The 13,060-nt window shown below is 70.2% G+C and carries 12 protein-coding genes; 6 read left to right on the top strand and 6 right to left on the bottom strand.

Features of this window, described 5'->3' with window-relative positions; all coding sequences use genetic code 11:
- From WJM96_RS17885 to WJM96_RS17900, 4 genes are all read right to left on the bottom strand, one after another.
- The gene (locus WJM96_RS17885; protein ID WP_424813896.1) at window positions 1–1,584 is read right to left on the bottom strand and encodes a GMC family oxidoreductase; all 1,584 of its coding nucleotides are present in this window, start codon (window positions 1,582–1,584) and stop codon (window positions 1–3) included.
- Window positions 1,584–3,146, bottom strand: coding sequence for an ABC transporter substrate-binding protein (locus WJM96_RS17890; RefSeq protein WP_424813897.1), 1,563 nt, complete (start codon window positions 3,144–3,146; stop codon window positions 1,584–1,586). The genes WJM96_RS17885 and WJM96_RS17890 overlap by 1 nt, the downstream gene beginning before the upstream one ends.
- Before the next feature lie 72 nt (window positions 3,147–3,218).
- Window positions 3,219–4,376: a M20 aminoacylase family protein gene (locus WJM96_RS17895; protein WP_424813898.1), complete on the bottom strand. Its 1,158-nt coding sequence runs from the start codon at window positions 4,374–4,376 to the stop codon at window positions 3,219–3,221.
- Window positions 4,377–4,395: 19 nt separating this feature from the next.
- Window positions 4,396–4,977 carry an anthranilate synthase component II gene (locus tag WJM96_RS17900; RefSeq protein ID WP_424813899.1) on the bottom strand — a complete coding sequence of 194 codons (582 nt, stop codon included), beginning with the start codon at window positions 4,975–4,977 and terminating at the stop codon, window positions 4,396–4,398.
- Between the two features lie 143 nt (window positions 4,978–5,120).
- On the opposite strand from WJM96_RS17900, the gene WJM96_RS17905 reads away from it, so the two are divergent.
- The gene (locus WJM96_RS17905; RefSeq protein ID WP_424813900.1) at window positions 5,121–5,609 is read left to right on the top strand and encodes a cupin domain-containing protein; all 489 of its coding nucleotides are present in this window, start codon (window positions 5,121–5,123) and stop codon (window positions 5,607–5,609) included.
- Between the two features lie 39 nt (window positions 5,610–5,648).
- Here WJM96_RS17905 and trpE read toward each other — a convergent pair whose 3' ends face one another.
- The gene (trpE, locus tag WJM96_RS17910; RefSeq protein WP_424813901.1) at window positions 5,649–7,154 is read right to left on the bottom strand and encodes an anthranilate synthase component I; all 1,506 of its coding nucleotides are present in this window, start codon (window positions 7,152–7,154) and stop codon (window positions 5,649–5,651) included.
- Between the two features lies 1 nt (window position 7,155).
- Complete coding sequence (locus tag WJM96_RS17915; RefSeq protein ID WP_424813902.1) at window positions 7,156–9,054, bottom strand: SurA N-terminal domain-containing protein; 1,899 nt, start codon at window positions 9,052–9,054, stop codon at window positions 7,156–7,158.
- 94 nt (window positions 9,055–9,148) lie between these two features.
- On the opposite strand from WJM96_RS17915, the gene tpiA reads away from it, so the two are divergent.
- The 5 genes from tpiA (at window position 9,149) to WJM96_RS17940 (ending at window position 13,051) form a co-directional block, all read left to right on the top strand.
- Window positions 9,149–9,886 (top strand): triose-phosphate isomerase, encoded by a 738-nt coding sequence (tpiA, locus tag WJM96_RS17920; protein ID WP_424814038.1) that lies wholly within the window; start codon window positions 9,149–9,151, stop codon window positions 9,884–9,886.
- A gap of 36 nt (window positions 9,887–9,922) precedes the next feature.
- The gene (secG, locus tag WJM96_RS17925; protein ID WP_424813903.1) at window positions 9,923–10,243 is read left to right on the top strand and encodes a preprotein translocase subunit SecG; all 321 of its coding nucleotides are present in this window, start codon (window positions 9,923–9,925) and stop codon (window positions 10,241–10,243) included.
- 65 nt (window positions 10,244–10,308) lie between these two features.
- Window positions 10,309–11,943, top strand: coding sequence for a CTP synthase (locus WJM96_RS17930; RefSeq protein ID WP_424813904.1), 1,635 nt, complete (start codon window positions 10,309–10,311; stop codon window positions 11,941–11,943).
- On the top strand, window positions 11,943–12,758 hold the full coding sequence (gene kdsA, locus WJM96_RS17935) for a 3-deoxy-8-phosphooctulonate synthase (protein ID WP_424813905.1): 816 nt from the start codon (window positions 11,943–11,945) through the stop codon (window positions 12,756–12,758). Before WJM96_RS17930 ends, kdsA begins: the two co-directional genes overlap by 1 nt.
- A 62-nt stretch (window positions 12,759–12,820) precedes the next feature.
- Window positions 12,821–13,051, top strand: coding sequence for a DUF2934 domain-containing protein (locus WJM96_RS17940; RefSeq protein ID WP_424813906.1), 231 nt, complete (start codon window positions 12,821–12,823; stop codon window positions 13,049–13,051).
- Window positions 13,052–13,060: the final 9 nt, after the last annotated feature.

Genomic DNA, 13,060 nt, shown 5'->3' on the forward strand with positions numbered 1-13,060 from the left:
CTATCTGGGGGCAACTTCCTCTTTCATCCGGCGGGCCAGCCACTCGCCGATCATCACGCAGGTGAAATGCGTGTTGGCGCGGCAATCGAAGGGCATGATGGAGGCGTCCGCGACGCGCAGGCCCTCGATTCCCTTGACCTTCAGGTCCGGGTCGACGACGCCGCGCGGGTCCTCGTAGGCGGTCATCTTGCAGGTGCCGGCCGCGTGCTGCATGTCGTTCACCTGCTCGAGCATCAGCTGGTCGAGCTCGGCCGTCGGCATGGCCGCGACCGTTGCGATGTCGAGGCCCGATTCGCCGAAGGTGATGCGCTCGCTGATGCCGGCGATGGCGGGCTGCCGCGCCAGTTCCGCGAGGCGGCGCACGGCGTCGCGCATGCGGACCACGTCCCGATGGTCGGCCAGCATGTTCTCCTCCACCACCGGGTCGATGGATGGATCGGCCGAGGCCAGCGTCAGCTCGCCGCGCGAGAAGACGTCGTAGATGCCGGCCGCCACGCCGCCCATGGGCCCGGGCAGATCGCCCTGGCCGAGGTAGCGGTGGTTGAAGCCGATGAAGATCATGTCGCGGAACCCGCCGCCGCCGAGGCCGGAGCTGTAGGTGACGCAGCTGTTGGTGTGCCGCTGCTTCGGGTCCTTCGAGACGTATTCCGGCCGCAACTCTAGGTTGGTGCGGCAGATCGCATGGTCGTGGAAGTGCTTGCCCACATGCGGCATGTCCGACACGACCGCGATGCCGTGCTGGGCAAGCTCCTGCGCCGGGCCCAGGCCGGAGCGCAACAGGATGGCGGGCGAGTGGATCGCGCCGCAGGCCAGTACGATCTCGCGCCCGCGGATCTCCTGCCATACACCGTCCAGCATGACGCGCACGGCGGTGGCCCGGCCGTTCTCGACGATAACCTTGTCCACCAGCGCGCCGCCCCGGATGGTCAGGTTCGGGCGGTTGCGGGCGGGCTCCAGGTAGCCGTCATTGGTCGTGACGCGCTCGAAGTTGCGGCTGTTGATCGGGTAGCAGGAGACGCCCTCCTTCTCCGGATCGTTGAGGTCGGGGTTCCAGGGGTATCCGCAGGCCAGCGCCGCGTCGCGCAGCGCCTTGTCGACCGGACCCCAGGTCTCTTGCGGCGCCCGGTAGACCGGGATGGGACCGCCCTGGCCGTGATGCGCGACACCCGCCATGTCGGGGTCGTCCTCGAGCTTCGCGAAGAGCGGGATGACGTCCCGCGCCGACCAGCCCTCGCAGCCGGCTTCCGCCCAGGCGTCGAACGCCGCGCCCACGCCCCAGATCGCGATCTGCGCGTTCACGGTCGAGGAGCCGCCGAGTGCCTTGCCGCGCCAGTAGTACTTGGGCGCCTGCGCGGGCGAACGGCGCGTGTGCAGCTCCGGCCATTGCCAGTCGAGCTGGTTCTGGCGGGCGTGCATGAAGGGGATGATGTTGCTGGAACGCAGCGCGGGCGGGGCCTCGGCCGCGCGCCAGTCGCGCCCGGCCTCCAGCACCAGCACCTGCCGGTTGGAATCCTCTGAGAGACGGCCGGCCAGGGCGGCGCCGGCGGAACCGGCACCGACCACGATCACATCATATTCAGGCATCAGGGTTTCTCGACGTTCCAGAAGAGGGGAATGGCGGAGGGGATCATGTTTCGGAGCGTCGCGCGATAGGCCGCGGGCTGCGCGAACTGGCCCCAGGGCACGGCCACGCCCTGGCCGTAGACGATGCCCTGGATTTCGCCCGCAATAACGCGGCGCGCCTCGGCATTGGGCGCGCGGGCGAAGGCGTCGAAGAGTTCGGTCATGCGGGGGAAGCACATGAAGCCCGCATTGCCCGAGTTCTGGCAGTTGAAGTTCAGCACCGAATTGGTGAGGGGCGAGCCGAGGTCCACGTTCAGCGCGTGAACGCCATAGGCATGCCAGCCCTCGCGCCGCGTGCGGCGGGCGAGGAGCGTGGCCCAGTCGGTCACCTGCGCGTCCACGTTGAAGCCCGCGCGCCGCATGCGGTCGGCCAGGATCTCCGTCGAGACCTTCGCGGCCTCGAGGTCGGAGGCGACCATGAGCACGATGGGCTCGTTGTTGTAGCGCGTGGCGCGCAGCGCGGTGCGCGCGGCCTCGATGGAGGGGTCGGCCAGCACATTCGTGCCGACATCGCTCTCGTTGGGGCCGCCGCAGGTGAAGAAGGCCGGGCAGGTGCGGGCATAGCGGGTGCCCAGGCCGAAGCCCGCCATCACCTCGCCCTGGTCGACGAGGCGCAGCAGGACGGCGCGGATGGCGGGATCGTCGAAGGGCGGGGCCGCGTGGTTCAGCCGGAAGTGGCCGGTGAACATGTGCGGCCCGGTGAAGTTCAGCACGGTGATGCGGCGGTTGCGCTCGAACTGGGGCAGCAGGTCGAAGGGCGCGTACTGCATGTAGTCCACCTCGCCCGCCTGGAGCGCGGCGGCGGCCGTGCCGCCATCCGGCACGACGCGGATGTCGAGGGCGTCGATCATCACGCGCTTGCCGCCGGCCAGGAAATCCGCGGGCTCGTTGCGGGGTACGTAGCTGGCATTGCGGCGCAGGAGCATGCGATCGCCGGGCCGGTGGTCGGCGCGCGAATAGACGAAGGGGCCGGAGCCGATGATCTCGGTGATGCGCTCGGTGCCCGGCGTGCGCGCGATGCGCTCGGGCATGATGAAGGGGGTCGGCGAGGCCATGGTGCCCAGCGTCTCGATGACCAGGCCGTAGGGCTCCTTCAGCACGAGGCGGAAGGTCTTGGCGTCGATCGCCTCCAGCGACTGCGTGACGGACATCAGCCGCCCGCCGAGCGCCGCGCGCGTAGACCAGCGGCGCAGCGAGGCCACGACGTCGTTCGCCGTGACGGGCGAGCCGTCATGGAAGCTGAGCCCGTCGCGCAGCGTGAAGGTCCAGGTGAGGCCGTCGGGCGAGACCGTGTGGCCCTCGGCCATCTGCGGGCGGTAGTTGAAGTTGCTGTCCGGCGCGTAGAGCGTGTCGAACACCATGTAGCCGAAGGTGCGGGTGATATAGGCGCCGATATAGTGGGGATCGAGCGTGACGATCTCCGCCTCCAGCACCGCCGTCAGGTTGGCGGCCGGGGCAGGCGCGGGCTGGGAGATGCCCGCCGCCGCCAATGCCAGGAAGCCTAGAACACGTAGTGCCTTCATCGCCCGCATCCCTGTCTTGCGGCAGGGATGCTGCGGCGCAGTATCCGGGGCGTCAATGCGTGGGAAAGGGGTTCAACCCTTCAGCCCACGCTCCACGATGCGCGCATAGAGGGCGGATCCGTACGGGATCGCCTCGTCGTTGAACATGTAGTGCGGGTTGTGCGGCATGGCGCCGTCGCCATTGCCGACCAGGATGTAGGCGCCCGGCACCTTCTCCATCATGAAGGAGAAGTCCTCCGAGCCCATGGAGGGCGGCTTGCCGCGCGTCACCTTGGCCTCGCCCACGATCTCGGTCGCGGCGGCGACATAGGCGTCCGTCGCATCCGTGGCGTTCACGGTCGGCGCGAAGATGAGGCGCCAGTCGAGCTCCGCCGTGCAGCCGAGGCCGGCCGCCACGCCGGCGACGACGCGTTTCATGCCTTCCTCGATCTGTTCGCCCACCTTGCGGCTGAAGAAGCGCGCCGTGCCGGACATGGTCGCGCTCTCGGGGATGACGTTGTAGGCGTCGCCGCCGCCGATCTTGGTGATGCTGATCACCGCCGGATTGGCCGGATCCAGGCTGCGCGAGACGATGGTCTGCGCGGCGGTCGCGATGTGGCAGGCCGCGATGACGGGGTCGATGCCTGCCTCGGGGTGCGCGCCGTGCGCGCCCTTGCCGTTGACCTTGATGTCGAAGAAGGCGCCGCCGGCCATGGCCGGCCCCTCGCTGATCGCATACTCGCCGACCGGCATGCCGGGGCGGTTGTGCATCCCGTAGACGGCGTCGCACGGGAAGCGTTGGAACAGCCCGTCCTCGAGCATGGCCAGCGCGCCGCCGCAGCCTTCCTCGCCGGGCTGGAAGATGAAGTTCACCGTGCCCTCGAAGTCGCGCGTTTCCGCGAGGTACTTCGCGGCGCCGAGCAGCATGGTGGTGTGGCCGTCATGGCCGCAGGCGTGCATCACGCCGCTTGTGGTGCTCTTGAAGGCGACGTCGTTCGCTTCCTCGATCGGCAGCGCGTCCATGTCGGCGCGCAGGCCGATGGCGCGGTTGCCCGGACGGCCGCGCAGCACGCCGACCACGCCCGTCTTGCCGACACCGCGATGGACTTCGACGCCGTAGGATTCGAGCTGCTTCGCCACGATCTCCGCCGTGCGGTGCTCGTTCATGCCGAGCTCGGGATGGGCGTGCAGGTCGCGCCGCAGCTCGGTCAGCTCGGGGTGGTACTGGCGGATCTTGTCGAGGGGGGACATGGAGTCTCCTGGAAGCGCGTCAGGCGGCGACGCGGGCCGTTTCGAGGAAGTTCTTCAGGATCTTGTGGCCATGCTCGGAGGCGATGCTCTCCGGATGGAACTGCACGCCGTGGATCGGCAGGTCGCGGTGCTGCAGACCCATGATGAGCCCGTCCGAGGTCTCGGCGGTGGGCTTCAGCGCGGCGGGCAGGGTCGAGCGCTCGACGATCAGCGAATGGTAGCGGGTGGCATGGAAGGGGGAGGGCAGGCCGGAGAAGAGGCCCTCGCCGTCATGCGTCACCTCCCACACCTTGCCGTGCACCGGCTCCGGCGCGCGGATCACCTGGCCGCCGAAGGCCTGGCCGATGGCCTGGTGACCCAGGCAGACGCCCATCAGCGGCAGCTTCGCCTCGGCGGCGGCGGCGATGAGCGGCAGGCAGATGCCTGCCTCGTTGGGCGTGCAGGGCCCGGGCGAGAGCAGCACGGCATCGGGGCGCATGGCGAAAACGTCCTGCACGCTCAGCGCGTCGTTGCGCTTCACCACGGCCTCGACGCCCAGATCCCCCAGGAAATGGTACAGGTTGAAGGTGAAGCTGTCGTAGTTGTCGATGAGCAGGAGCATCCCCGAAGTTGGGCGCCGATGGCGCGCCGGGTCAAGCCGGGCATGGGTTCAACAGGAAATTTTCGTATAATCCGCGGGGGTGATTATCGCGATCGTCGGGCGTATCATTGAGGGCAGCCGACTCTCTTCCGGAGGAATTCACCATGCCGCATGACGGCCACCACAGCCACGACATCCCGCCCGACGGCTGGAAGCACACGGGCGTGCGCGTCATCAAGGCGAACCAGCTCGACCCCAACACGGCGCAGACGCCGGGCATGAACCGTGCCGCCGCCATCAACGCGGCGCGCGTGGGCGCCCAGAAGATCTGGGCCGGTACGGTCGATATCCATGCCGGCGCCAAGACCGGCGTGCACCACCATGGCGCGCTGGAAAGCGTGATCTACGTGGTGAGCGGCAAGGCGCGCATGCGCTGGGGCGAGAGGCTGGAATTCGTCGCCGAGGCCGGGCCCGGCGACTTCATCTTCGTGCCGCCCTACGTCCCGCACCAGGAGATCAATGCCAGCGAGGCGGAGACGCTCTCCTGCGTGCTGGTCCGCAGCGACAACGAGGCCGTCGTGGTGAACCTCGACATCGAGCCGGTCGAGAAGCCCGAGGGCGTCATCTGGGTGGACCCCATCCACAAGGGTTGAGGTCCGTGACGGCCCGGGGCGCAGCCTCGGGCCGGATTGTCAGCGGCTGCCGACCGCCGCGAAGCGAACTGCCTCTTCCGCCGCGCGGAACAGCGCCTTCGCCTTCTGCTCGCATTCCTGGTGCTCGGCCCGCGCGTCGCTGTCCGCGACCACGCCGGCACCGGCCTGCACATGCAGCGTGCCGTCCTTCACCAGCGCGGTGCGCAGCGCGATGCAGACGTCCATGTTGCCGTCCACGCCGAAATAGCCGACGCCGCCCGCATAGAGGCCGCGACGCGAGGGCTCCAGCTCCTCGATGATCTCCATGGCCCGCACCTTGGGCGCGCCCGAGAGGGTGCCCGCCGGGAAGCCCGCCTGCAGCGCGTCCAGCGCCGTCAGCCCTGGCCGCAGCCGGCCCCGCACCTCGGAGGCGATGTGCATGACCTGGCTGTACCGCTCGATCCCGAACTGCGCCGTCACCTTCACCGTGCCGATGGCGGCCACGCGGCCCACATCGTTGCGGCCGAGGTCGAGCAGCATGAGGTGCTCGGCGCGCTCCTTCGGATCGGCCAGCAGCTCCTTCTCGAGCGCCTGGTCCTCCTCGGGCGTCGCGCCGCGGCGGCGGGTGCCGGCCAGCGGGCGGATGGTGACCTCGCCTTCCTTCGCGCTCACCAGGATCTCCGGCGAGGCGCCGACCGCGGCGAAGCTGCCGAAGTCGAAGAAGAAGAGGTAGGGCGCCGGGTTGATCCGGCGCAGCGCGCGGTAGAGCGCAAAGGGCGCCAGGGCGAAGGGCGCCGAGAAGCGCTGGCTCGGCACGATCTGGAAGGCGTCGCCTGCACGGATGTATTCCCGCGCGCGCTCCACGGCGGCGATGAACTCGTCCGGCGTGAAGTTGGACTTCGGCGGCTGGGCGGGCGGCAGCTTGGCGGGCGGCGCCGGGCGGGGCAGGGGGCGGCCCAACGCCGCCTCGGCCTCGTCCAGCCGCGCCTGGGCCAGGTTCCAGGCGGCCTCGGCGTCGATGCCCTTCTCGGCCCAGACGGGGGTGATCAGGGTGAGCGCATCGCGCACGTGATCGAAGACGGCCATGAGCGTGGGGCGGATCATCACGCCGTCAGGGATGCCCAGCACGTCCGGGTTGGTGGCGGGCAGCCGCTCCATCTCCCGCACCATGTCGTAGCCGAGATAGCCGAATAGGCCGGCGGCCATGGGCGGCAGCCCGGCGGGCAGCTTCATGCGGGTCGCCGCGATGCGCGCGGCCAGCGCGGGCAGGGGCGGAAGCTCCTCCTCGGCGAAGGCGTGCGGCGCCGTCAGCGCATGCGGATTGCACTCCGCGACGCCCCCGCGCGAGCGCCAGATGAGATCGGGCGCAAGGCCGATCGCGGAGAAGCGGCCGCGGGCGGCGCCGCCTTCCACGCTCTCCAGCAGGAAGGCGTGCGGCTTGCCTTCGGCGAGCTTGAGGAAGGTGCCGACCGGGGTTTCCAGATCGGCGACGCGCTCGCGCCACAGAAGCTGCGATTCGCCGGCCTCGAGTGCGGTGCGGAACGTCGCGAAATCGGGAGAGGTCATGTCACTCGCTGCTGCCGGCGATCTGTTCGACCAGACGCGGGTTGATGCGGACATTGGCGCGCGCGCGCAGCGCGGCCTGGTACTGGGCCTCGATATCCTCGGCCATGGACTGCGCCGTCTCGCTGCGCAGCGTGGTCAGTGCCTCGGTCTGCGCCGAGAGGTCTGCCGGCGTCACGCTCAGCACCTGCAGGACGGCGAAGGACTGCGCGCGCTCGACCATGGTGGGGTCGTTGCCCCGCAGCTCGAAGACCGGGGCCAGCAGGTCGCGCGGCATGGGGTTGCCGCCACCCGCCTCGCGCCCGAAGGGACCGAGCTCCTCGGCGCGCACCCCGGCGGCCTCGGCGGCGGCGGCGAGCGTCTGCCCACCGCGGACGGCGGCCAGCAGCGCGGCCGCGCGCTCCTCCTGGTGCCGGCGGCGGGCGTCGCGGGTCCAGGCGGCGACCACCTGCTCGCGCACCGTGTCCAGCGGGCGCAGGGCCGGCGGCGTCACGTCGCGGACCTCGACGGCCATGAAGCCCCACTCGCCCTCGCGCAGGCGGGGCGCGGCGCCGCGCTCGGTCTGGAAGATGGCGCGGAGCGCCGCGGTGCGGGCGGCCGCGGCCACGGGAAGCTCCACCTCGGCCCCATCCGGCGAGCGGCCGGTGGCGTCGATCTTCCCCTCGTAGAAGCCGAGCGAGTAGCGCTGCGCGGCCTCGGCCAGGGTGGCCCCGCCCGAGAGCGCGTCCTCCACTTGGTTCACCCGCTCGAAGGCGAGGTCGGCGGCGCGCTCGGAGGCGATCTCGCCGCGAAGCTCCTCCTTCACCTCGTCCAGGGTGCGGGTGGTACCGGCCTCGACGCGCGCGACCTTCAGCACATGCCAGCCGAAGGGCGTGCGGACCGGGGCCGAGACGGCGCCGGGCTCGAGCGCGAAGGCGGCGTCCGCCAGCTCAGGCAGCGGCAGGTCGGCGCGGGTGCTGAGGCCGAGGTTGGAGGCCGTGCCCCCGGCCTCGGCGGCGGCAGCCTCGATCACGGCGAAATCGGCCTCGGTGCGCCAGCGCTCGGCCAGGCGCTGGGCCGCGCCCTCCTCCTGCACCAGCACCTGCTGGACCTCGCGCTTCTCCGGCGTCTCGAAGCGGGCGCGGGCGGCGGCATAGGCGTCCTCGATGTCGCGGTCCGTGACCTGGATCTCGCTGACCATGCGGGCGGCGTTCAGCGTGGCGACGGCGATCTCGCGGTATTCGGGCGTCGAGAAGCGGCCGGCGTTGTTCTCGTGGAAGCGGGCGAGCTGGGCGTCCGTCGGCGCCTCGGGCTCCGGCGCGTCGGCGAAGGGAAGCTCGACCAGGGTGGCGGTCCGCTGCTCCAGGTTCCAGGCGAGCATGCGCTCGGCGAGCGCGGCCGGGGTGGCCGCGCCCGAGCGGACGGCGCCCGTCAGCTGCTGCCGGGCGAGATCGGCCCGCAGGAGGCCGAGGAACTGGCCCTCGGTCAGCCCGTTGTTACGGAGGAAGGCGTCGAAGTTGAGCCGGCTGAAGCGGCCGTCGGGGCCGGCGAAGGCCGGGATCTGGAAGACGTAGTTGCGCACTGCGTCGTCGGGGACGGCCAGGCCCATGCGCGTGGCCTCCTGCCGCAGCACGCGCTCCTGCACCAGGGCCTCGACGGCTTGGCCCGCGATGGCCTGGCGGATGCGTTGATCGATCTCGATGCGGCCCTGGAGCTGGCGCTGGATGCGCTGCAGCTCCCGCCGGGCGGCCTCCTGGGCCTCGTCGGCCTCGATGGCCTCGCCGCCCACGCGGGCGACGGCCGTTTCGCGGCCGATATTGCGCAGCATGTCCTCGATGCCCCAGGCAGCGAAGGACAGGACGAGCAGGAGGAAGAGGAGCTTGGCGAACCAGGTTCCGGCCAGCCGGCGCATTGCGGTGATCATCGCCCGCGCATAGCCCTTTGCCGGGCTGTTGCCAAACGCCCGGCCGGACTATCCATTTGCTCATGATCAGGAAGGGATGGGCATGACGCCTGGGATTCGGCCGCTGGTGGCAGGCAACTGGAAGATGCACGGGACGCTGCGGGAGGCCCAGGCCCTCGCCGAGGGGCTGCGCGGCGGCGCCGAGAGGGCCGATCTGCTGGTCTGCCCGCCCTTCGTCCATCTGCAGGCCGTAGAGGCCGTGCTCCGGGGCGGCCCGGTCGCGGTCGGTGCCCAGGACTGCCACGCCAAGGCCAAGGGCGCCCATACGGGCGATGTCAGCGCCGACATGTTGCGGGATGTGGGCGCCACCCACGTGATCCTCGGCCATTCCGAGCGCCGGGCCGACCATGGCGAGACCGATGCGGTCGTCCACGCCAAGGCCGGGGCGGCGCTGGCCGCGGGCCTGACCCCGGTCATCTGCGTGGGCGAGACGGAAGCCCAGCGCCTCGCCGGCGAAGCCGAATCGGTGGTGACGGAGCAGCTTGCGGGCTCCATTCCCGACGGATTCGTGGCGGCTGGGGGCATCGTGGCCTATGAGCCGGTCTGGGCCATCGGCACCGGCCGCACGCCGACCGAGGCCGAGGTGGCCGCCATCCACGCCACGATGCGGAAGGCCCTGGTCGGCCGCTTCGGCGAGGCCGCGAAGGCGACGCGGCTGCTCTATGGCGGCTCGGTGAAGCCCTCCAATGCGGCGGGCCTTTTCGCCCTGCCGGATGTGGATGGCGCCCTGGTGGGAGGGGCCAGCCTGGTGGCCGCGGATTTCCTGGCCATCGCGGCGGCGGTCCCGGCCTAGCCTTGACTTCCCGTTCGGAGTAGAGGGGGGCGCAGCATGTCCACGATCCTCCTCATCATCTTCCTGATCGTCACCCTCGCGCTCATCGGGGTCATCCTCGTGCAGCGCAGTGAAGGTGGCGGTCTCGGCATCGGCTCCTCCCAGGGGATGGGCTCGCTGATGGGCGGGCGCGGCACGGCCAACCTCCTGACGCGGACCACGGCGATCCTGGGCACGATCTTCTTCGTGCTGGCCCTGACGCTGGCGCTGCTGCACCGCGGCAGCTCGGTCAGCTCGTCGATTCTCGACGTGCCCGCGCCCCCGGTCAGCACCCCGGCGCCTGCCATCCCGGCGGCGCCCACCGTCCCCACGAACTAAACATTCGAGGGTTGCGTCCCTAGGGGGTTGTTGCGGCGCCGTCATTCTGGCTATGACGGGCTCCCATGGCGCGGTTCGTATTCATCACCGGCGGCGTGGTCTCCTCGCTTGGCAAGGGCATCGCAGCGGCTTCCCTCGGGGCCCTTTTGCAGGCGCGCGGCTATCGCGTCCGCCTGCGCAAGCTGGACCCCTATCTCAACGTCGATCCGGGGACGATGTCCCCGTATCAGCATGGCGAGGTCTTCGTCACCGATGACGGTGCCGAGACCGACCTCGACCTCGGCCACTACGAGCGGTTCACGGGCGTTCACGCCGACAAGGCGGACAACTGGACCACCGGACGGCTCTATTCCGAGGTGATCGCCAAGGAGCGCCGGGGCGACTACCTCGGCGCCACCGTCCAGGTCATTCCCCACATCACCGATGCGATCAAGGAAGCGGTCGTCGCGGGCACCGACGACTACGACTTCGTGCTGGTCGAGATCGGCGGCACGGTCGGCGACATCGAGTCGCTGCCCTTCCTGGAGGCCGTGCGCCAGCTGGCGAACGAGCTCGGGCCCCAGCGCAGCCTCTTCATCCACCTGACGCTCGTGCCCTACATCCCCTCGGCCGGCGAGCTGAAGACCAAGCCGACGCAGCACTCCGTGAAGGAGCTGCTGGGCATGGGCATCCAGCCCCAGATCCTGCTCTGCCGCTGCGACCGGCCGATCCCCGAGAACGAGCGCCGCAAGATCGCGCTCTTCTGCAACGTGCGGCCCGAGAGCGTGATCCCGGCCTACGACGCCAAGAGCATCTACGCCGTTCCTGGCAGCTACCACCGCGAGGGGCTGGACCGCGAGGTGCTGCGGCACTTCAACCTCAGCATCTACGGCGAACCCGACATGAGCGGCTGGAACCGCATCATGGAGCGCATCTCGAGCCCCGAGGGCGAGGTGACGATCGCGGTCGTGGGCAAGTACACGGGCCTGCTGGACGCCTACAAGTCGCTGAACGAGGCGCTCGCCCATGGCGGCATCGCGCACAACATGCGCGTGAAGCTGGACTGGGTGGACAGCGAGCTCTTCGACAAGGAGGAGGGTGAGGTGGTGCGCCGGCTCGATGGCGTGCACGGCATCCTCGTCCCCGGCGGCTTCGGTGAGCGCGGCACCCCCGGCAAGATCGAGGCGGTCCGCTTCGCGCGGGAGCGCAAGATTCCATTCCTGGGCATTTGCTTCGGCATGCAGATGGCGGTGATCGAGGCGGCGCGTAACCTGCTGGACATCCCCGGCGCCTCCAGCACCGAGTTCGGCCCCTGCACGGAGCCCGTGGTTGGCCTCATGACCGACTGGACCCGCGGCAACGAGCGCGAGACGCGCAGCGAGGGCGGCGATCTGGGCGGCACCATGCGCCTCGGCGCCTATCCGGCGGTGCTCGCCGAGGACTCGCTGGTCAGCAAGGTCTACGGCGCCAAGCGCATCGAGGAGCGTCACCGACACCGCTATGAGGTGAATGTCGGCTATCGCGAGCGGCTGGAGAAGGCGGGCATGCTCTTCTCCGGCATGTCGCCCGACGGGCTGCTGCCGGAGATCGTCGAGTATCCGGACCATCCCTGGTTCATCGGCGTGCAATACCACCCCGAGCTGAAGTCCAAGCCCTTCGAGCCGCATCCGCTCTTCGCGGGCTTCGTGGGCGCGGCGGTGCGCCAGGCGAGGCTCGTCTGATGGACGTGACCGTGCGCGACGTGGTGATCGGCCAGGAGCGGCCGCTCGCCTTCATCTGCGGCCCCTGCCAGATCGAGAGCCGGGAGCATGCGCTGGAAACGGCCGCCGCCATCGCCGAGATGGCCAAGGCCGCCGGCGTGCCGATGATCTACAAATCGAGCTTCGACAAGGCGAACCGCACCAGCGCCTCCGCCCAGCGGGGCATCGGCATGGCGCAGGGCCTCGCCATCCTCGCCGAGGTGCGCGAGCGCACGGGCCTGCCCGTATTGACCGACGTGCACACGGCCGAGCAGTGCAAGCCCGCCGCCGAGGCGGTGGACGTGCTGCAGATCCCGGCCTTCCTCTCCCGCCAGACGGACCTGCTGCTGGCGGCGGGCGAGACGGGGGCCGCGGTGAACGTGAAGAAGGGCCAGTTCCTCGCGCCCTGGGACATGGTGAACGTCGCGGCCAAGATCGCGAGCACGGGCAACGAGCGCATCCTGCTCTGCGAGCGTGGCGCCTCCTTCGGCTACAACACGCTGGTCAGCGACATGCGCAGCCTGCCGATCATGGCGCGCACCGGCTATCCGGTGGTGTACGACGCGACGCACAGTGTGCAGCAGCCGGGCGGGCAGGGCGCCAGCAGCGGCGGCCAGCGGGAGTTTGCCCCGGTCCTGGCGCGGGCGGCCGTGTCGGTCGGCGTCGCGGCCGTCTTCATCGAGTGCCACGAGGATCCGGACCACGCCCCCAGCGACGGCCCGAACATGATCCCCATGCGCGAGATGCCGGCCCTCATCGCGCGGCTCAAGGCCTTCGACGCGCTCGCGAAGGCCTGACCTGGACGGGAAGCTTGGCATCGGCGAGGCTGATGCCCAGATCCTGTCCCGGGAGGACCCGCATGTCAGACGACGCGCAATCGCTGCTGGAGCAGCGCATCCGGGACAAGGCCTATCTGCTCTGGGAAGAGGCGGGCTGCCCGGAGGGCGATGATCATCGCTTCTGGTACGAGGCCCGCGCCGAGGTCGAGCGCGAGGAAGCCGCGCTGGACAAGGCGCTGGCCTCCACCTTCCCCTCGAGCGATCCGGTGTCGCTGACCTCATTGGAAACGGGGACGGGCTCCAGCAACTAGCCCAGCGGC

The organism is Roseococcus sp. YIM B11640 (genome assembly GCF_049727625.1).
Classification (GTDB): domain Bacteria; phylum Pseudomonadota; class Alphaproteobacteria; order Acetobacterales; family Acetobacteraceae; genus Roseococcus.